The following is a 21,999-nucleotide window of genomic DNA, read 5'->3' as shown; positions in this document are numbered from 1 at the left end:
TTTATTATTGCAATTATAATACAAGGCTGTCTAAAAAGACAGCCTTTGCAGGTTAATTTAAATGAGTGTTTTTTGGAGATAGAGTATTTTATGGAGTTTAATCCGTTTCAATGGCAATGATTTTCTTTCCGCTGTCTCCCAGATAATGTTCGATCAGTTTTTCATATACATTGGTACCTGTATCAGAATTTGTAAATATTAATAACCCGCGTTTTAATTTTGGGAGGATAATAAACAATGTTCTTACACCGCTGTCTGAACCCCCGTGCGACCATGCGGTTTCTCCGCTACCTAAATCATAAAGTTCAATACCCAGTCCGAAGTGCTTTCCTCTGGTACTTGGTACCTGTTTGGAAATCATTTCCTGATAGACTTCCTTTGTTAATCCGCCGCCATTGATCAGATGTACAAGAAAATTTCCATAATCTTCTATGGTTGTCATTAAATCATCTGCTCCGTTGGGTGTATTGTTCTTTATGGTTTCATACCTGTTTCCGTCTTTGTCGTAACCTGCTGCCACTCGTAAAGTGTCTGTTACTTTATCCAAGATATAGCGGGTATCGGTCATTTTTGCAGGTTTAAAGATCAGTTCATCAGCTAATTGCTGTAGTGACTTTTTGTATTTCTTTTCCAATGCCTTACGGAGATATTCCATTCCTTCACCGGAATATTGGTATTTGGTTCCGGGATCAAATTCAAAGCTCAGTTTTTTGTCTTCCTTCATCCATCTCCAGTTCGGAAAACCTGTCTGATGGCTTAAAATCAGGCGGGTTGTCAGTTTTTTATTTCGTGGGTCAGATGCTGTATCAGGATCTGTCCAATAGTTGTAAAGGGGTTCGTCCAAACCCAGGCTGCCCGAGCTTATTAGTTTTAAGGCAACAAGTGTGGTTACGGGTTTTGTTAACGAAGCTACATTAAAAATGGTGTTATATGGCGCAGCTACTCCTTTGGATAGTTCACCAAAAACCTTTACCTGTTGCAGAGTGCCGTTTTCAATAATGCCGATACCTAGTATTGGTATTTTGTTTTCCCGAATCCATTTTTTAATGGCGGTGTCATCGTCAAAAGTAGGTGTATCTTTCTGCTGCTGTTGATAGTCTGAATAGGGCTGATGGTCGAAACTTAACGATGTTGACAGTTTCCAACGGCCGTTTTCTAAATGCCACACATGTGAAAATTTTGCGATTCCGGGTTCACTTTCGGGACTTTCGTAAAATAGGTGTGAACCATTTTGAATGGCACCGTAAAGAGTGTCGTTATCATAGAGTGGAAAGATTTCTGTGCTTTCTTTTATCAGAATTCTCTTTACCTGTTTACGTGAAAGATAACTACACAGTCCGTTTTTTAAGTCGTTTAAAAATTTTGCTTTATCAGAAGTACCGTCTTTGTCATGGTAGAATTTGAAGCGGTCGCTCAAAAGATTGTCAAACTGTGTGATGTCACACGTATTGAATCCTACGGAAAATAGAAGGCTGTCCTGTATTAGGATGGTCTTATAGAGTGGATTTGTTTTAGTAATTTGAGACATACTGTTGGTGCAGCATACAATTAGAAGGAGTAAAGTGGTGATGCTTTTTTTTGCCATTGTTTTATTTTTTGACAAAGGTTGAAATTTGTAGGTAAGAGTACCAAAAAATCAACCCGCCAAAAAGCCGTCAATAGCCCGACAGTTTTTATATAAGGTTGAAATTCAGTCTGTAGTGAAGTTTTTTGTTTCGGTCTAGCTCGGCTGAATTTCTTAAGATAAGGTAGATGTTTGACAACGCAATTACGAATAAAACTACTATTGTAAAGGAACGGCCAAGCTTTAAAAAGATCCCGAACATAAAAAATACAGGTGCTAAAATAGTCCATAAGATCTGTAATGAAACAATCTGTTTCGTTATCGGGTTCCGCTGTTTTAATACATACGAAAGAACCAATGGCGCTATAATGTTAAGAGGCGGTAAAACAACAAATAAGATGGAAGAAAGGTTAATCAGTTTTACTTTTCCAAAATCAACGGCACTTTCTAATTGTAATATTTTTGGTACTTCGTCATCTATCGGTTCTATTTCAGCAGTGATATCCAGTAATTCGTTTTCCGAAATATCTAAAGATTTGGAAAGTGTCTTCAGCGTATGACCTTTTGGATTGGTACCGGATTCAATTCTTTGAATGGTTCTGACAGAGATTCCGGATTGTTCGGAAAGCTCTTCCTGCGTCATGTTTTTCTGTTCTCTTAACTGTTTTAATTTTGACATGCCTTATTATAAATAGCTAGATGTATTTTACGAAAGTAAATATTTTTTGTTAATCGTTACAAAAGCTTTTATTTGTTGATTTATAATAAATAAACTAAAAGACTTATCTGGTTTGTATATTCCTCTTTATGAGGAGTTATTACTTAAAATGAAATATCGTTTAGTCTTTAAAACATAAGCCTTTACACTTCACACAAAGTTTATATTTTATTTAACATTTTTTTATGTTAAAAATATTGTTGTGTTAAAAATATTTATATTTTTGCTCGAAACATTTTAAAACCAAAACACTATGAAATTAAAGCTTCTTTTATGCTGCGTATTCTCCTTGTTTTTTAGTAAAACTATGGTTTATTCGCAAGAGGCAAAAAGTTTTAAACCGGATCTTTGGCTTCAAAATCCGCAGCGGATTAAGGATACGGTTAAAGAATTCGATAAGTTGAATTTTCAGTCCCGACTATCTTTAAGTAAGAAGAATATATGGACTTCTACAAAAAAAATAAACAATTCCAACCATCTTTTTGTGGTATACAAATCCAACCGTGATGAGAACCTGATTTCATTAATCGGGTCGGGAAAAAGCCTTTTCTTGGATGGAAAGAAGTTAAAACTGAACGATTCAATAGATCTCAACGGATATAATGAAGCCTATGGGGAATTGCTTGATGTGCAGTTTTCGGGAATAGAAGACGGAAAATTCTGGTTGAATCCGAACTTTAAGGAATCTAATATTTTTGAAATCATCCTCATAGAGAAAAGTGGTCAGACAGCAGCAGTAAACGATGTCAGAACCTATTTAAGCATTAAATATGGTATTGACCTTATAGACTATAAACAATATGGTTACTCAGGTAAAAAGTGGTGGGATGGTGCTGGTAAGTCCTTTAATCACAACATCTTTGGACTTGCCAAAATGGACTATTTCAACCTGAACAACTACAAAAGTACGCATTCCAAAGACCAGGATCTGATTGTTTTTAATTCGGGTTCCGTAGAAACTATGTTCCAAGAGGGTGACTACCTTCTTTTTGGAAATAACAAAAAAAGTCTGACTTTCGACAGAAAAACCAAATTGAGCAATAAGCAGTGGCTTGGGCAGACGAACAAGGAAAAAGCAGTTGTAGATCTTGCTTTTCCGGTAAACAAGCTAAATCAGGATCCAGACTCATTCACCGAATACGAGCTTATTGTAGGAAATAAAGGACTCAAAACTGTATATACTGGAGAAGTCAAAGACAGTTTACTGATTTTCCAAAAAGTGGTTTTTACAAATGCAGAAAATCAGATCGTAAAGCTTAAGGAATATAAAGCGGATCTGAAATTTGAAACAGTTACCCTTTGTGACCAGTTTCAGCTAAAGGTAGAAGCGCCTTCAAACATTGCAAATTACTCAGTGAAAATCTATGATGATAAAAATGTAGCTGTTTTATCCTCTGTGAATCTGCGGGAAGTTTACACTATAAAAAATACATCTTCTGCCTATTTTGATGTAATGCTTACCTATAACAACAAGAAATCAACCAAACGTGTCGATACAGGGATGGCTGTTTTAAACCCTAAGGGACTGAACAAACATTACACAATGTATGACGGCGCAATAACTATCAAACTCCCTGAAATTGAAAACGTAAAATACCAGTGGTTTAAGAACGACCAGGAAATAGGGCAGGGAAGCCATGTTACATTAGATACAGAAGGCAACTATAGCTTAAAGGTTTCCAATGGGGAAGACTGCTGGCAAACAAAACCTTTTACCGTAGGAAACGATTTTAATGATGGCGGATGGCGGGTGTACCCGAATCCTGCATTGGCAAGTGAAGAGGTCAGTATAATGTTCCAGCTGGCCGAAGCATCCGATGTTCAGCTGTCGATTTATACAAACGAAGGAAGGCTGGTAAAATCTGTTGCCATAGGTACCGTAGAAAACGAAACCTATAATTTGGGTGCTCTGCAGCTTTCATCAGGTGTATACATTCTTGTAGCCTATATTAACAAAGTACCTCAGATAAAAAAGATCATTATAAAATAAACTAAAAAACACTATGAACGCATCAATGAACCCCTTAAAATTCGGTTACAGAATTTTATACTATATCATAATGTTTGGTATTTTCTTTCAGTTTTTTGCCTATCCGGTTTATGCTATGGTGGAGCATTTTCCGTACGTTGCAAAATCAAAATACTACATTCATTACGAGAGTCCGGATGACTATCTGAATTCGGAAGCAGCTAAACGCACAGAACCGAAAGAAGCTGCTGCAAACAATGCAGCCTCAAAAACAAAGCCAAGCAGTAAAAGTTACCGGTTGTCGGCACCTTCTGCGGTATCCCATGCCGAAGAAACCACAATAGAAATATTCTCTCAGGATAAATCGGGAACCATAGGTTATGCAAACAACAGTAATAGCGATGATCCTTCAGACAACATCTTTTCCTTCAATATAGAAAAGCAGATTTTAGCAGAAAAAGAAATACGCTTGAGCTACGAAGTGTACGGTATTGAAAATGTTTCGGGTATCTCACGCAGTATCAATGAAAACAACGCAACGGGTGGTTACGTTGTAAAGAAGAATTCCAAGTGGAACCATCTGGAAGAAACCATATCTTTAAATCAGTTAAAGGATGGAGTAAACCATTTACTGTTTACTGCCTTTGAAAACAAAAGTGCCAATTATAAGGTAAAGAACGTAAGCATAAAAGCCGTACCAATTGCAGATCAAAAGCTGGTAGCATTAGCAGACGGTGCTGTTGTTTATACAAAAGACAATAAGGCCTACCTTAAGGGAAGTGTTTTGACAGGAGGATTCGATTTATATGTAAACAACGAAAAAGTAGCGGTTAAAAACAACGAGTTCGAAACCATAGTAGCACACGCTTCAGGTACCAATCAAATCGACCTTCAGCTTAAAAAGCAGGGTACGGTGGTTTACAGTGAGCAGGTTCAGTTAACCGAAGCTTCAGAAGCTGCTGTTCATACCTTTAAAAAAGCCGAAGGCTACAGCCTTATCAAAGAATTGGACGATAAAAGTTATGGTTTTACTTTGGAAGAAGTCGGCTTCAATATAAAGAAAGAAAGCTATGAAAAAGTAGAGCAGATTACCGTTCAAAAATTACGCGCGATTGATCTGGCACCTCTTGGTACCAACATCATCAACGTAACACAAAACAAATCAGGTTATCGTTTTTTACCCGAAGGAGCCAAGTTTAAAGAAAATGCACAGGTAACAGTAAAGTTCGACAAAACCTTACTTCCAAGCGGGTATAATGCCCAAGATGTTAAGATTCTTTATTTTGATATGGACCAGCGCCGCTGGTTGTCGGTACCAACAGACACTATAATGGCAGATCAGGACAAAGTGGTGGGATTAACCGATCATTTTACCGATTACATTGCAGGAATCATTCAGTCTCCGGAATCACCAGAAACCAGTTCGTTTACCCCAACGTCAATTTCAGACATTCAGGTAGCTAATCCTACAGCAAACATAGTGCAGGTACAGCCACCAACGGCAAACCAGAAAGGTGATGGAACTTTAGAGTTTCCAATTAATGTTCCGGCAGGTCGTAATGGTATGCAGCCGAATTTATCTGTTTCTTACAACAACAACGGCAGCAGCGGCCCATTTGGTTACGGTTGGGATATTGCCTATCCATATATAAGTGTAGAAACCAAGTATGGTGTGCCGGTATATGATCCACAAAAAGAAACAGAGAGTTATCTGTTGAACGGAGAAGAACTGATGATGGAAAGCGGCAGTGGCTACTATCAGCCACAGCGAAGTGCCTCTTCTTCTGCGGTTCCTAACAGAACAGGTTCTGTAAAGATGTTTTATCCTAAAGTTGAAGGTTCTTTTTCTAAAATACAAAGAATCGGTAGTTCCCCTTCTACTTACACATGGGTTGTTTGGGACAAATCCGGGACAAAGTATCAGTACGATATGCCATTAAGAGGTTCGTCAAGCACAAATATTGGTAAATGGTATTTAACCAGAGTTACAGATAAAAACGGAAATTATATCCAGTATTACCCCCATGTAGAAACTCATCCAACAGGTAATTTAAGTGGAGGTGTAGAAATGCGTTTGATGCGTATTGAATATACACACCATCAAAACCATCCATTTAATGATCCAGAATGGCGTATATATAAGGTACAATTTGAATATAAAAAGAATAATTATGCCCGTCCCGATGCAAATTTTAATTACCGTTACGGTTTTAAAGAGGTAAATGCAGGACAAGTGGATTATATTAAGGTAACTTGTGATAGACATGATGATATAGCATTGAATAAATCTTGTAATTATGATGTAGAATACCACTTTAATTATGGTAACGGTGCGTTTGGTAAACGCTTGTTAAACAGTATTACTACAAAAAACCTTCAAAAAATTGATAATGGAAACCAAGGAGGCGCAGTAACCGGAACCGAAGAATATACCCATAATTTTGAATATTACAATGATGCTGCAGGGGGATTGTTCGGTGCGGAAGAAACCATACCGGTGACGTCTGATTTTCCTAACGAAAAACACGCGACGCTGAGCTCTACCATTGAAGATTATACTACTTCAGAAATAAATTTTGGTGCAGGATTCACTGTTTTGCCCAATCCACCGGCCTATCTGCCGTTTAGTTATGGTGGAACCATTAACTTTGGCTTTCCTACAAAATTAAAGACAGACAGTTCGCCTTCCATGATGTTATTGGATATAGACGGAGACGGTCTGGATGATAAGGTTGTAAAAATTGGCAACACCGTAAAATACCGTAAAAATATAAACGGTACGGGTTTCAGCCAGAATCTTTACCAAACACACCATATTAGTGATTTGGGCTTTAGCGAAAGCACCACCAAGAGTGATAAGGAACTATCGCTTTCCCTTATGTTTGTTAATTTAAATGCGTCTAAATCGCATACAAACAATATTTCGCGTACCTTCTTAGCAGATGTAAACAGTGATGGGCTTATTGATTTTGTAAGTGATAAAATTGTTTATTTCAACAGAATCGATCCTAATTCAGGTGCACCAACTTTTACATGTGACAGTAGTTTAACGCCAAACCTGATATTAAAAGAAGGAGCAGTAGATCCGGGCATTTCACCACCGTTACCACCTTTAAGTACCGATGGTGACTTTTTAGATGTGGTAAAAGTATGGGTAGCACCCAAGCCGGGGCAGATAGAAATTACAGGCGATATTTCAAAGGCATTTGTTGCATCAAACAACGGTATACGCTATTCTATAGAAACAAGTGCAGACAATGCGCCATCCCCATGGCAGATATGGCATCCTAACAGATCACCTATAAAAATTAATGTAAAAGTACCATTGGTTCCATGGAATCCCTCATCTCCTTTGGTTTTGCATCCGATACCTTTTCCCAATTATACCAAAGATTATCTGTTAGCACCAACCTTATTGGTTAACAATACGCAGTCAATAAGTAAAACCGCAACGGTTAACACGGGTGACCATATTTATTTCAGGGTAAACAGCAGTCAGGAACCAAATGAAAGGGTAAATGTAAACTGGGATCCTGTTATTAAATACATAAGTCCCACATCATCAGCGCCATCTAAATTTAGTGAAGCTTTTCTGTATGGCGACTCTGTTTTAGAGGCACTTCCTGTTTTTGAGCCCGGTAATTACCGTATACAGTGGCCTCATGATAATACCCTAAATTTAGATACCAATGTAGAAATTACCGTAAGGGGATATAAACTGGATCAAAATGGGAATAAAACAGCATTATCAGGAAGCAGTAGTGGTAACATTACTTTGGATTTTATTAAGTCTAAAAATTTGCCTTCGAGAAATCTACAGGTAGGTCCTGTATCTTGGTCAACTAATATTGATACGGATAATCCCGATACTTATGGTTATGTGGATATTGAAGTTACAGCAAAAGGACCTGTTAACTGGAAACGTTTCGACAGCGCTTTTATGCCTAAGTTAATAAACATAAATATTCCTAATGACCCTGGAAGATATATTGTACCAAGATATTTAATGCAGGACGATCCGTTAACGTATTACCCAAAATCGGTGTTTCCTGCAGGTGCGGTAGTATCTATCAACAATGCGTTTTCTTTACCGGCTTGTCAGGGAGAAAATGAATGTAATGATAAAGTAATTACATTGATTGTAACCGACAATAACGGAACCATTCCTATGGCGACCAACGGTCTGGCGGCAAGATTTGAATACAGGGTAAACGATGATGGTAACATTATCGGGGTAAAACAATATGCCAATCCGCATTCGGAAGAAAGCCAGGATGTGAGTACTGCGCCTGCATTTATAAATCCGAATCCGGGCATAGAATATTCTTTTGAATATTATACCGATAATTATTTGGTAGCAACTGCCTTGAACCATTATCAGAATAACAGCGGTTTGCTGCACATGACCTATGATGCCCCTATGCAGAGCCCTCATATAAGCGGTGTTTCAGGCGGTTTCAATAAAGGTAATATCAGTACATTGACCCCGGAGGAAAGCGGTTTGGGAACTCTTTATAAAGGTTGGGGACAGTTCGCGTATAAAGGAGCGAACCCTGACCAGAATTTTACGCCTATTGAAAAAAGTTTTATAAGCCGTAATGCTCTTGCGGGTACTTCTTCAAAAAATACACCGTCTGCGGCCGAGCAGTCTGCAGCTAATGGTATAAAAAATCAACTGCAAAATGCTACTGTTGAAGATTTGGAGTATGATTTTGAAAACGATAAATTTAAGGTTGGCGGCGCAAACGTGTCTTTAAACGAGAACCAGCAGGAAGCAATGAAGCATTTTGTATTGTTACGCTCAGATAGGGCAGACAGTGCATGGAGCCTGCATAAAGACCTGTTTGTTGGTAGCAGTGAAATGAGTCCGTACTTAAGCTATGAGAATGAAGGTAAAGCATTGACAAAAGTGCTGGATCCTACGGCTAACTGTACTTACGGAGCGGTTTCAATCGTTAAAGAATCGTATTCGGAATCTAAATCGCAAGGAGCCAGTATCGGTTTTGGTACGTTAACCAGAAGTAAATCAAAAAGTAATGGTATTACCAACCAGATGAACGACTATTTTGATGTAAACGGAGACGGTTATCCCGATATTGTAGGGAGTCAGATTCAGTTAACCACGCCACGCGGTGGTTTAAGTACAGCAAACTACTTGAATAAGGGGTTAATGACAACCACTACCAGCAGCGGAAGCGGAGACGGTTTGGGGGGTGGTACTGCTCATATAGCCACCGTTTTAGATAAGTATGGAAATAGCTCTGCATTTAAAATAGGTACCAGTACAAGTTTCAGTGTGAATGCAGGACTTAATGAATTTAAAACAGACTCTAAGCCCGAAGGCGCATTGGTAGACATAAATGGCGACGGCTTGATAGATCTGATAAAGGAAAATGGAGTCATTGAATTAAATACAGCCAAAAGTTATGTTCCAAGCATGTGGACAGGTTATAATGTACACAAGTTAAGTGAAACAAGGTCGCACGGCTATAGCGTAGGTGGTGGTATACAGCAGATTGTAGGTAAAAGTTTATCAAACCTTGACTTATCTTTAGGAATCAGCGGATCCACCAGTAATACCTATGATAAGAATGATTTTGTAGATTTTAACGGTGACGGACTGCCTGATTATATTAGCGGAAACGGTATTTCGTTTAATTATGGAACCTACCACAGTTCATATGCGAGTTTACCTTATAATAGTAAATCATCATCAACTGCTTTTGGAACAACAGTTAATCTTTCTGTATTGATTCCAATACAATTGGCAATTCTTCCTTTTATAATAAAAGTAGGCGGCGGTGGCGGTAAAAGCTGGGGAAGCAATTTAAACCAGCAAAATGTAAGCTTCAGAGATTTTGATGGCGACGGCTATACAGATATTGTGCGTTCTGATACCGAGAATGAAGTAAAGGTACAGTTCTCTAAAATACGTCGTACCAACATGTTAAAACAGGTAAAAAATCCTACCGGTTCTGTTATTACAATGGATTATGCCACTGAAAATACCCTTTCTAAAACACCTTTTGGTCCTAATTATAAAATGCCGTTTAAAAAATGGGTGCTAAGTGAAGTAAAGGTTAATGATAATTTTGCCGGTGACGGAGAAAATGAACAGCATTATGCTTTTGAATACCAGAACGGGTTAAAAGACCGCCGTGAACGTAAATTTTTAGGTTTTGGTGAAGTAACAACTTACCAGTTAGACAAAAACGGAGGGGTTTACCGCAGCAATATGCAGGAATATGTATTAAACGATATGACTGCTGGTGAGGTTTATTTAGCGGGTAACTCTTCAGACAGCAGAAAATACCAGTACATAGGAAATCTTTTAAAGAGAGAAACCACCAAAGACGGAATGAACCGCTTATTAAGCGTATCAGAGAATGAATATTCGTATTATTCACTGCAGCCTAATGCTTCAGCTTCATTTACAACAAACAGTGCTCCTTCGGTAACTTATACCGATACCAGCAGAATTCTTCCGCTGGTAAACAGAACAAAAAGTATGGTGTTCCATTACAATGGCAACAGCACTTCGGTGGCACACCAGGATTTGAACAGTTCAGTGTTTGAAACGTATGACCGTTATGGTAACGTAACATTTTATTTAGATGAGTATTTCCTTAACGGAGCTGCCATGACGTACCATTACATTGATACGCCAACCAAGTACATTGTAAACATTCCTGCATCGCACAGGGTAGGTGGCTATCAAAGATACAGCACCACTGAAATAGATCCTAATACAGGAAATATTACTAAAATTCACCGCTATAAAGATTACAGTAACAACCCGGCAGAAAAAGCAACTACCGATTTGGCGTATGATTCTTTAGGGAACCTTACACAAGTAACCTTACCGGCAGCGCTAAACAACCAACGTATGTCTTTTACTTATGTGTACGATAATACCTTTAAGCAGTTTGTTACACAGGTAACCGATGCTTACGGATTTAGTAGCAGCACAGTGTATGATCATTTTGGAATGCCTTTGGTACAGACTGATATTAATGGTGTACAATTTATCAATAGTTACGATCCGTTACGCCGTGTAAAAGAATTTAAAGGACCTTATAACAATCACTGGACCATACGTAACGAATATAAAACAGTACCGGGATCCAATCTGCGTTATGCAATAACCAAGCACAATATTTTTGATGAATTTGCTACCCCAGGTGAGCAGGTACTTCATACCTCGTCATTTGCCGATGGTTTGGGAAGAATCATTCAAACCAAAAAACAGCTGGCATTAGAACAGGATCCTAACTGCACCACTCCGGGCAGCGGCTATCGTTTTGCAGTATCGGGCCGTCAGGTGTACGATGAGTTCGGACGTGTCATAGAAAGTTATCTGGGTCAGGAAAGAATAGACTGTAACGGCGTGTTCAATGATTTCCTTGAAACTTATACCGGATTAACACATACTATTGATGAAAAATCATCAGTAACCTACGACATGCAAGATCGGGTAATTCAAAACCACGTTCACGGTTTAAATGCCACTACAAGCTTTGAGTATGGTGCCGAGCAGGATCACCATTATACAACAAGATCTTTTGAACAGATAACCTTACCGGAAGGTAACAGAACCAAAACGTTTAAAGACGAAAGAGGCCGTGTAACCAATACCTGGCAGATTGATACAACCACAGGTAATCGTTTAAGCACCCTTTATTTCTATAATAATATTAATGAATTGCTGAGTGTAAAAGATGCAGATAACCAAACAACAAGTTACACATACGACAATTTTGGGCAGAAAACCCAAACGGTACATCCAGACAACGGTAGATCAAAATTTGAGTACGACCTTTCGGGGAAACTTACAAAAAGTACCAACCAGAATTTAATAAATGCAGGTAACAAATGGATTGTTTACGATTATAATTTTAACCAGTTAACAAACATTAACTATCCGGCTTTTATAGACGACCACAACATACAGCATTCACAGTACGATGTAAGCTATACTTATGGAACTGCTGTAGGAAACAAAGGTAAAGTTATACATGTTAACGATTTAACAGGTGAACGCGATTTTACTTATGGTGCGCTGGGTGAAGTAACAGCAGAACAACGCTTGTTAACAAGCCAGACAGGCAACATGATGTTTAACACCCAATACCGTTACGATTCATGGGGCAGAATTTTAGAACTAACCTATCCCGATGGTGAAAAGGTAAACTATGGATACAACAGCGTAGGGCAGTTAAAAAGTATTCAAAGCAACGATCAGATCTATTTAAAAGATGTGAAATACAACTTTTTTGACCAGCCAACAGAGATTTTGTATGGTAACGACATGGTAACCCTTAACGAGTACGATATCACCCAGCGGGTACGTGCCATGCAGTTAAACCGCCCCGACCAGTACAACTCTACCCTTATGCGTAGTGTGTATAGTTACGACCGTAACCAGAACATTACCCAAATAAGAAATGGTGTTTCACAGCATGATATACTGCAGTTGGGTGGTGTTTTTGATAAAAACTATACGTATGACAAGTTTAACCGTTTAAAAGTAGCAAAAGGCGGTTGGTCAGGTTATAAAGACGATCATCAGTTTGAGTTAAAGATGGAGTACAACAATACCCATGGTATTGTAAAAAAAGACCAATACCACACCTCGTCTTTAGCCGGTGGTGAAACCAATAATTCATACCGTGCTGATTACAGTTACAACAGTGGCCGTCCGCATGCAGTAGAGAAGATAGAGTATAACAACATTATGGGATCACAGTCTGCAGTTGCAGATTTTACCTATGATGCAAACGGAAACATGTTAAACTACGATACCAATTTTGGCAGGTTCAGCACCCGTGATATGGTGTGGGACGCACAAAACCGTTTGGCAGCCGTTATAGACAACGAATCTAAAGCAAGCCATTATATATACGACCATGCAGGTGAGCGTACCTTTAAATCAGAAGGAAATATTAACATAGCAAGCGTAGGCGGGCAGGATATTTACAGCGTGTTAGATTATACGTCTTATGTAATGTATCCATCGGGATACATGGTGGTAGATGCTAATAAAGACGAATACAGCAAGCATTACTATATAAACGGCAAACGTTTTGCAAGCAGGTTACAACCGGGCATAAACCAGTTTGTTTATTCGTCTAAAAACGCAAATAGCAATGCACAGGCAAGTAACCAGCTTAGCGGTTTAGGCCAGCAAATGGGGGTACAAAACACCACCTATTCTATAAATATTGGCAATAACGAAGCCGATTGTTTGTTACAGATTAATGCACTTAGAGCTAACTATGTGTCGGTAAACAACCCGTCTACATACTCGGTACAGCATTGTATAAATGAAATAGACAGGTTAAAAAACCTTGCAAACGCAAGTACTACCGATACCTATACCATGTGCGAGGCATTAAAGGAAATTAACAAATACGTTTGTGTGCCTGTAACACCAGGCAACCCGGGTACCAACACACCAAACCCAACGCCAAACCCGGGTAATGTACCGGGAGCACAGCAAACAGATTGTTTAACAGAACTGAATATATTAATAAACCAGTTCCGCAACAGCACCGAAGCCCAACAGTATTACAGTTGGTATACCTGTACGGTTAACTGTTTTGAAACCAACCGTGAATTTTTGAACGCAAACTTTGCGTGTTACGAACGATTGATATACGGCGACGGTATTTTAACAGGAGATTGCTTGTCAGTTATAGCAGGTTGTGGCTGTATTAATATACCCGACGAGAAAGTTTTAGACAGCTGTCCGGTAAAAGCACTAATGTATATCGATAACAACCTGCGCAGTGATTTAACAAATTCATGTGCGGTTTACAACTATGTAATTAATAATTTTGACTGTGTAGACCTTCCAGGTTCAGAGGCACCGCACAATCCGCACCACCCGGATATCGATGATGACTGGAAAGACGATACAAGCATAAACGGTCCTGCCGAAGATGGTCCTTACGACGAATATTTACGCAAACCAATTTGGTGGTATCATACCGACCATTTGGGAAGCAGTACGTATTTAACGGATTATTTCGGACGTCCAAGTCACTACTACGAAACATTACCTTTCGGGGAGATGATGGTAGAACACAACCAAAGTGCCAATGTACAATCTGGTGTAGGCTACGACAACAAATTTAAGTTCAACGGAAAAGAATTGGATGACGCCACGCAAATGTATTATTATGGCGCACGTTATTACGACCCAAGAATTAGTATATTTGTAAGTGTGGATCCGCTGGCGGAACAGACGATGACACCTTATCAGTATGTTCATAATAATCCAATTATGTTCACAGATCCTACGGGGATGAGTGCTGAAGGACCTGGAGATGGTAACAAAGAGCGTCCTAATTGGGCGTCAAGAACCTGGAGTACAATTAAATCTTGGTTTAGGGGAGGTTCAGAATATCAAAGTATACCAAAAAATAATCCTAAAAGTAAATCTCCAATAGAGTTTGGAGAACTTGAATTTAATGGTTATGAATTAGAAGCAGGAGATTCTTGGTATGAGAATGGAGTAACAAGTACAGTGGTCAATTCTACTACGGTAGTAAATCAACCTAATGTAGGGGATCCTTATTACTCGTTCATATACCCTAGCGATATGGGCTCTTGGGGACAAGCAGGTTCAGATGGTAAAATTTGGATTGGTTGCATGTCTTGTCATGGAGATAATGGAGCATATAGAGAAGCTGCTTATAATTCACAAGAAGCTCTTGCAGGGCATATAGCTGCTTTTGTATTAAATTCTGTTATTTTTGGCGGTAATATTAGTGCTGCTAAAACGAGTGAGACGCATTTAAGAAGTACTGTTGGAGCTGCTAGATCTGGATTCTCCAAACTTCCAAAAGGTTTCAAGGAGACTAAAGAATTTGGATATCAACATGGTCAAAAAGTCTATCAATATAAGAATAAATTTTATTCTCGAGATATTGATTCTCACAATGGAGGTGCATGGAAAGTATTCGAAAATAATGGAGGTAGGTTAAATCGTATAGGAACAGCTGATGAATTTCTTAACATTTTCAAACAATAAAATTTATATGATAAAAATAGATTCAACAAATTTTGATGATCAATTTAAAGTGCTCCTTGAAAATAAAAAAGGAGAAAATGTTATTACAGGAAGATTTGATATTGAATCTATTGGTTTAATAAAAAAAATCGATTTTATAATTGAATTCTTTTCATTAAATCAAATCATAGGTTCAACTATCAAAATCCTCTTTTGGGAAAAAGATAGTTTTTTGATAAATTTAATGACTTCAATGAATGTTACAAACTATTGGTTAGCTACTTCTTATAAAAATGAAGAAATACCAGGTACTCTTTATATCGATATGAGTGTTTTTGATGAGTCAGTTTTCAGACAATTATTGATAAATCATTTTAATTTCGAGATGGCGGAAAATCCCTCTTTGAATATAAGGGTTCAAATATCCTTAACTAAAGAAAAAAAAGTAACATTACTTGATATATACGATGATAGAGGATTTGACATTTATATGTTAGAGAAAGAGTAACGTGATCGGGGTAGTGTATCAAAAGTGTTGATAGAATTTACAACTCTTACAAAGCCTAGGTTTATAAATCAAAAAAGGATTTATTTCATAATAATAAAGACGAACATTTCCTCGTCTTTATTAATTTAGGTGGCTTAAAACAGGTGAAAATGATCAATAGTAACACCCTAGTGTTTCAAATGTGTTGATGTCTAATATATTGATAACAACCTGCGTGCCGATTTAACCAACTCATGTGCGGTTTACAATTATGTAATTAATAATTTCGACTATATAGAACTTCCGGATTCACAGCAGCCACAAAATCCGCACCATCCGGATATCAATGATGATTGGAAAGATGATACCAGCATAAACGGTCCTGCCGAAGATGGTCCTTACGACGAATATTTACGCAAACCAATTTGGTGAAATCGAAGATTCATCGAAACCAATATAAAATAAAAATGATGAGATATACCATACCGACCATTTGGGTAGTTCAACTTATTTAACGGATTATTTCGGACGCCCATCACACTACTACGAAACATTACCTTTCGGTGAAACCACAGCGTAGCAAGGTTCACCGAACACCAAAACAAAATAGAATGCGTGAGGTAAATGATGGTAGAACACAACCAAAGTGCGAATGTACAGTCTGGTGTAGGGTACGACAATAAGTTTAAATTCAACGATTTCGGAGGAGAAAGCGGGCTGAGCTTTAGACGAACGAACCGCGCATGGCGCTGAGTTAGACGATGTTACCCAAATGTATTATTACGGCGCACGTTATTACGACCCAAGAATTAGTATATTTGTAAGTGTGGATCCGCTGGCGGAACAGACGATGACACCTTATCAGTATGTGAATAATAATCCGATTATGTTTACCGATCCAACAGGAATGAGTGCAGAAGGAGCTGGACCTCCTGTAAGGCCAGGATTTTTATTAATGCCTGTTTATAAAACTAGAACATATTCATATATGGGAACTACGCATAAATCTAAAGATATTGTTGGATATAAATTTAGACCATCAGCTGTCCATTTATTAAGTTTAGTTAGCGGTGTTAAAGCAGAATACATTAAAAATGCTAAAGTAGAATTTAGTAGATTTGGAAGTGGTGGCTCATCACTTACTACAGGATCTGGCGTAAATAATTCTACAATTACACATTATCCAGAAAAAGGTGATATATGGACTGATCCTATATATACTATTGCATTTTTTACAAGAAACGCACATGAAGTTGGGCATATACCACATTTAAAGGATGGAAACGAAGCGCACATGGATCAATCTATACTCGAATATACATTGAATCTTCTTTATACAGGAGAATGGCATGATGGTCCATTTTCTTTTAAGGAAAAAGAAGCAGATGTAGGTGAGAACACTTTTGAAGATTTTAACGAATTTGTTAATGAGTATTATGGTGAAAACAACTTGAAAAAATTATTTGAAAATACTAAAAATACTGAAGAAGATAAAATAAAGAGAATAGATACCTGGTGGAAAAAATATAGAGAAGAACGACCTAAAATAAAGATTAAAGATTGATGATTAAACATATTTATATAGTACTTGTTAGTTTAGTTTTTTTAGGATGTAAACGTCAAGATCACGAATTGAGTTTTAATATACAAAGACAAGTTTTTTTAACTTGTAATAGTAATCCTATTAAAAATTTAACCATAAAAAATGATTCTATAAAAAGTAATAATTTTGCTGTCGAAGCAGGATTACTGATTTATTGGAATGGAGAAACAAGTGTAAGAATACCAAATGAACTAGATTTATCTAATATTCCTTCTGGATATATAATCAGACAAGGAGGACGTAATTATGAAGGAAATAAATATTTTTTTAAACCTAATAGTAGTTACACAATAAAAAAATTTGGTGGAGGAAAAGCGGGATTTTATTTAAGAGTGTGGACTGATTCATTAGGAAAAGTTTTTAAAACAACACATTCAAAATGTGGTTTAAAAAGTTTGCATAGCGGTGAAAAAAAGGCAAATGTATCAGAAATATTAACAGAATAAACCAACGGTAATGTATCAGAAGTGTTGATGAAATTTGAAACCCTTACAAAGCCTAGGTTTATAAATCAAAAAAGGATTTATATAATAATAAAGACGAACATTTGTTCGTCTTTATTAATTTAGGTGTTTTAAAGCAGATAAAATGGACACATGTTTTAGACAGTTGTCCGGTAAAGCATTAATGTATATTGATAACAACCTGCGCAGTGATTTAACAAATTCATGTGCGGTTTACAACTATGTAATTAATAATTTTGACTGTGTAGACCTTCCAGGTTCAGAGGCACCGCACAATCCGCACCACCCGGATATCGATGATGACTGGAAAGACGATACAAGCATAAACGGTCCTGCCGAAGATGGTCCTTACGACGAATATTTACGCAAACCAATTTGGTGAAATCGAAGATTCATCGAAACCAATATAAAATAAAAATGATGAGATATATCATACCGACCATTTGGGAAGCAGTACGTATTTAACGGATTATTTCGGACGTCCAAGCCACTACTACGAAACATTACCTTTCGGTGAAACCAAAGCGTAGCAAGGTTCACCGAACACCAAAACAAAATAGAATGCGTGAGGTAAATGATGGTAGAACACAACCAAAGTGCCAATGTACAATCTGGTGTAGGGTACGACAACAAATTCAAGTTCAACGATTTCGGAGGAGAAAGCGGGCTGAGCTTTAGACGAACGAACCGCGCATGGCGCTGAGTTAGACGATTTTACCCAAATGTATTATTACGGCGCACGTTATTATGATCCAAGAATTAGTATATTTGTAAGTGTGGATCCGCTGGCAGAGAAGTATTCTAATTATACGCCGTATAATTATACTTTAAATAATCCAGTAAACTTGATTGACCCAGATGGAAGAGAACCAATTAAACCATATGTTGGAACTGTAGGTAATTTTATATCACTATTAAATAACAGTCCAAGTAAAGTAGGTGGTTATACTGGCAGTAAAGCCAAACAGTATATGCTAGATCTGAGTAAGACAGAATGGAGTTGGAGTCAAATGCGCCCTATGCCAACTCAAACTGGATATTTTAATATGAAAAAGGGAAGATATATTTATACAAAAAAAGGAGGTTGGTTAGATATGACACACTTTTTGTTTTATGCTAGTAAAGCATATAACTACAGAGAAAATGGTGTGTCTAATCCTATAGGTAAAGCTCTTCAGGACGGTTATAAACAAGAGGCTTCGGACGCTTTAGTCGCGACACATTCAGCTTATAGTTATGAGGATCTTCCAAGTGATTATTATGGAGCAGATTTTGCTATTAATTATTTTCATCCTGATTGTGAAGAAACATTTGGAGAACAATTGCAAGGTTATTTAACAAATATGTTAGATGCAACTTTACCTGAAAATGCTCCTAATTTTGATGCTTTGCCAACAGCTGATAATAGAGAGACCCCTACACGAACAAATAATACGAGAAAGCCAGTATATATTAAAGGTGATAAAGGACACGTTAAGACAAAAGAAGAAATCCCAGGTCGAAAAAAAGTAGGTGAATTATAGACTTTGAATTATGAAAAATTTTATTAAAATAACGGCATTAATATTATGTATGTCCTCATGTGGGATTAATAATGATAAATTAAAGAATGAAGCCGAAGAAGTTATTGTTAATATTAATAAGTATAAGAATAAAAATGGTAGTGTCCCTCCAAACCTTAAAGTAATTGGATACGATGAAAAAGAAGAGGGACCTATTTATTATACTCCTTGGAAAGATAGTGTAAATTATATTATTTATTATAGTACTGGAGGCGTTGGAGAATCTAATAAATATTATTCTGATTCAAAGAAATGGGAAACTATAGATAGAGGAATAAACTAACTATCCGCCTAAGCGGTAATGTTTCAGAAGTGTTGATGGAATTTGAAATCCTTGTAAACTATAGTTTTTCAAGCTCATAATAAATAATTTCATAATAATAAAGACGAGCATTTGTTCGTCTTTATTTGTTTTAAACAGTTGCCCAGTAAAAGCATTAATGTATATTGATAACAACCTGCGTAGCGATTTAACAAATTCATGTGCGGTTTACAATTATGTGGTAGAGAATTTTGACTGTATAGAACTTCCAGGTTCAGAGCAGCCACACAATCCGCACCACCCGGATATCGATGATGACTGGAAAGACGATACCAGTATAAACGGCCCTGCCGAAGACGGTCCTTTCGATGAATATTTGCGCAAACCAATTTGGTGAAATCGAAGATTCATCGAAACCAATATAAAATAAAAATGATGAGATATACCATACCGACCATTTAGGAAGCAGTACGTATTTAACGGATTATTTCGGACGCCCATCACACTATTACGAAACATTACCTTTCGGTGAAACCACAGCGTAGCAAGGTTCACCGAACACCAAAACAAAATAGAATGCGTGAGGTAAATGATGGTAGAACACAACCAAAGTGCTAATGTGCAGTCTGGTGTGGGGTATGACAATAAGTTTAAATTCAACGATTTCGGAGGAGAAAGCGGGCTGAGCTTTAGACGAACGAACCGCGCATGGCGCTGAGTTAGACGATGCCACACAAATGTATTATTACGGCGCACGTTATTATGACCCAAGAATTAGTATATTTGTAAGTGTGGATCCGCTGGCGGAGCAGACAATGGAACCGTATTTGTATGCTGGTAATAATCCAATCCGTTATACTGACCCAACGGGTATGAGTAAGAATGGAGCTGGACCTCCTGTAAATCCAGGAATTTTATTAACACCTATTTATAAAACTAGAGCATTTTCATATATGGGTACTACTCATAAGTCTACGGATGTTGTTGGATATAAATTTAAACCATCAGCTGTTCATTTATTAAGTTTAGTTAGTGGAGTTAAAGCTGAGCATATAAAAAATGCTAGAGTTGAATTTGGTTCCTATGGTGATCCAGGCTCTTCAATTACTACAGGTTCGGATCCAAATAATGCTACAATTACTCACTATCCTTTAGAAGGAGATTTAGAGACGGATCCTAGATATACATTGGCGTTTTTAACGAGAAATGCTCACGAAGTAGGGCATATTCCACAATTAATCAATGGGACTATTAGTCATGTTAGTGAGTCAATAGGCGAGTATCTTCTGAATTCTGTATTTATGTATGATTGGCACGATGGTCCTTTTTCTAGAAAAGAAAAACAAGCAAATCTTGGAGAAGATACCTTCAAAGATTTTAATAAATTTGTTAATGACTATTATGGAAAGGGTAGCTTGAAAAAATTATTTGAAAATTCTAAAAATACCGAAGACGATAAAATAAAAAGAATAGATACCTGGTGGAAAAAATATAGAGAAGAACGACCTAAAATAAAGATAGATGATTAAGTATATTTGCATAGTATTTGTTAGTTTAGTTTTTTTAGGATGTAAACGACAAAATCATGAATTGAGTTTTGATATACAAAGACAAGTTCTGTCTAGTTGTAACAGTAATCCTATTGATAGATTGAGCATAGAAAATGATTCTATAAAAAGTAATAATTTTGCTGTCGAAGCAGGATTACTGATTTATTGGAATGGAGATACAAATGTAAAAATACCAAATGAACTCAATTTGTCTAATATTCCTTCCGGATATATAATCAGACAAGGAGGACGTGATTACAAGGGACGTAAGTATATTTTTAAGCCTAATAGTAGTTATACAATAGAGAAATATGGAAGTGGAAGAGCAGGGTTTTATTTAAGGGTGTGGACTGATTCTTTAGGAAGGGTATTTAAGACAACACATCCAAAGTGTGGGTTAAAAAGTTTGGGTAGCGGTGAGGAAATGTATCAAGGTTAGGTAATTTCTCAGAAGTGTTGATGAAATTTGAAACTCTTACACATTATTGATTTACAACTATTAAATGATTTGTTTGGTAATGTTTCAGAAGTGTTGATGGAATTTAAAACCCTTGTAAACTGTAGTTTTTTAGGTAACGTATCAGAAGTGTTGATAGAATTTACAATGCCTAATAAACGTGACATTATAAATCAAAAAATGACTTGTTTAATGATAATAAAGACGAACATTTGTTCGTCTTTATTAATTTAAGTTGCTTAAAACACTTAAAAATGGTCAATAGTAACACCTAGTGTTTCAAATGTGTTGATGGAATTGATGAGTATTTAAAAATGCCGTACAGCGTTATTTTTATAGGTGAAAAAAG

12 protein-coding genes and 1 pseudogene are annotated in these 21,999 nt (G+C 37.1%); 11 read left to right on the top strand and 2 right to left on the bottom strand.

Annotated features, from left to right (window positions below):
* Positions 1–97: 97 nt before the first annotated feature.
* The gene (locus F0460_RS07340) at positions 98–1,585 is read right to left on the bottom strand and encodes a serine hydrolase (RefSeq protein ID WP_150011758.1); all 1,488 of its coding nucleotides are present in this window, start codon (positions 1,583–1,585) and stop codon (positions 98–100) included.
* A gap of 88 nt (positions 1,586–1,673) precedes the next feature.
* Positions 1,674–2,243, bottom strand: coding sequence for a helix-turn-helix domain-containing protein (locus F0460_RS07335; protein WP_150011756.1), 570 nt, complete (start codon positions 2,241–2,243; stop codon positions 1,674–1,676).
* Positions 2,244–2,535: 292 nt separating this feature from the next.
* Here F0460_RS07335 and F0460_RS07330 point away from each other — a divergent pair, with 292 nt between their 5' ends.
* The 11 genes and pseudogenes from F0460_RS07330 (at position 2,536) to F0460_RS07275 (ending at position 21,632) form a co-directional block, all read left to right on the top strand.
* Positions 2,536–4,272, top strand: coding sequence for a T9SS type A sorting domain-containing protein (locus tag F0460_RS07330; RefSeq protein ID WP_150011754.1), 1,737 nt, complete (start codon positions 2,536–2,538; stop codon positions 4,270–4,272).
* A 13-nt stretch (positions 4,273–4,285) separates the two neighbouring features.
* Entirely contained in the window at positions 4,286–15,286 is an 11,001-nt protein-coding gene (locus F0460_RS07325; protein ID WP_150011752.1) for an RHS repeat-associated core domain-containing protein, read from the top strand.
* 7 nt (positions 15,287–15,293) lie between these two features.
* Positions 15,294–15,773: a hypothetical protein gene (locus tag F0460_RS07320; RefSeq protein WP_150011750.1), complete on the top strand. Its 480-nt coding sequence runs from the start codon at positions 15,294–15,296 to the stop codon at positions 15,771–15,773.
* A gap of 736 nt (positions 15,774–16,509) precedes the next feature.
* Positions 16,510–17,316: pseudogene (locus F0460_RS07315) on the top strand (RHS repeat-associated core domain-containing protein); the annotation flags it as partial.
* Positions 17,316–17,801, top strand: a complete 486-nt coding sequence (locus F0460_RS07310; RefSeq protein WP_150011746.1) for a hypothetical protein — start codon at positions 17,316–17,318, stop codon at positions 17,799–17,801. The pseudogene F0460_RS07315 and the gene F0460_RS07310, both read left to right, overlap by 1 nt.
* A 142-nt stretch (positions 17,802–17,943) precedes the next feature.
* Positions 17,944–18,201: a hypothetical protein gene (locus F0460_RS07305; protein ID WP_150011744.1), complete on the top strand. Its 258-nt coding sequence runs from the start codon at positions 17,944–17,946 to the stop codon at positions 18,199–18,201.
* Between the two features lie 340 nt (positions 18,202–18,541).
* Positions 18,542–19,342 carry an RHS repeat-associated core domain-containing protein gene (locus F0460_RS16295; protein WP_223810786.1) on the top strand — a complete coding sequence of 267 codons (801 nt, stop codon included), beginning with the start codon at positions 18,542–18,544 and terminating at the stop codon, positions 19,340–19,342.
* 10 nt (positions 19,343–19,352) lie between these two features.
* Positions 19,353–19,664: a hypothetical protein gene (locus tag F0460_RS07290; RefSeq protein WP_150011742.1), complete on the top strand. Its 312-nt coding sequence runs from the start codon at positions 19,353–19,355 to the stop codon at positions 19,662–19,664.
* Positions 19,665–19,821: 157 nt separating this feature from the next.
* Positions 19,822–20,040 (top strand): hypothetical protein, encoded by a 219-nt coding sequence (locus tag F0460_RS07285; protein WP_150011740.1) that lies wholly within the window; start codon positions 19,822–19,824, stop codon positions 20,038–20,040.
* Positions 20,041–20,380: 340 nt separating this feature from the next.
* Positions 20,381–21,172, top strand: coding sequence for an RHS repeat-associated core domain-containing protein (locus F0460_RS07280; protein WP_150011738.1), 792 nt, complete (start codon positions 20,381–20,383; stop codon positions 21,170–21,172).
* Positions 21,165–21,632, top strand: a complete 468-nt coding sequence (locus F0460_RS07275) for a hypothetical protein (RefSeq protein WP_150011736.1) — start codon at positions 21,165–21,167, stop codon at positions 21,630–21,632. Before F0460_RS07280 ends, F0460_RS07275 begins: the two co-directional genes overlap by 8 nt.
* Positions 21,633–21,999: the final 367 nt, after the last annotated feature.

Source organism: Paenimyroides baculatum, assembly GCF_008629655.1.
GTDB classification, from domain to species: domain Bacteria; phylum Bacteroidota; class Bacteroidia; order Flavobacteriales; family Flavobacteriaceae; genus Flavobacterium; species Flavobacterium baculatum.
The sequence above is the reverse complement of the archived record's forward strand: the minus strand, read 5'-3'. Positions and strand labels throughout refer to the sequence as shown.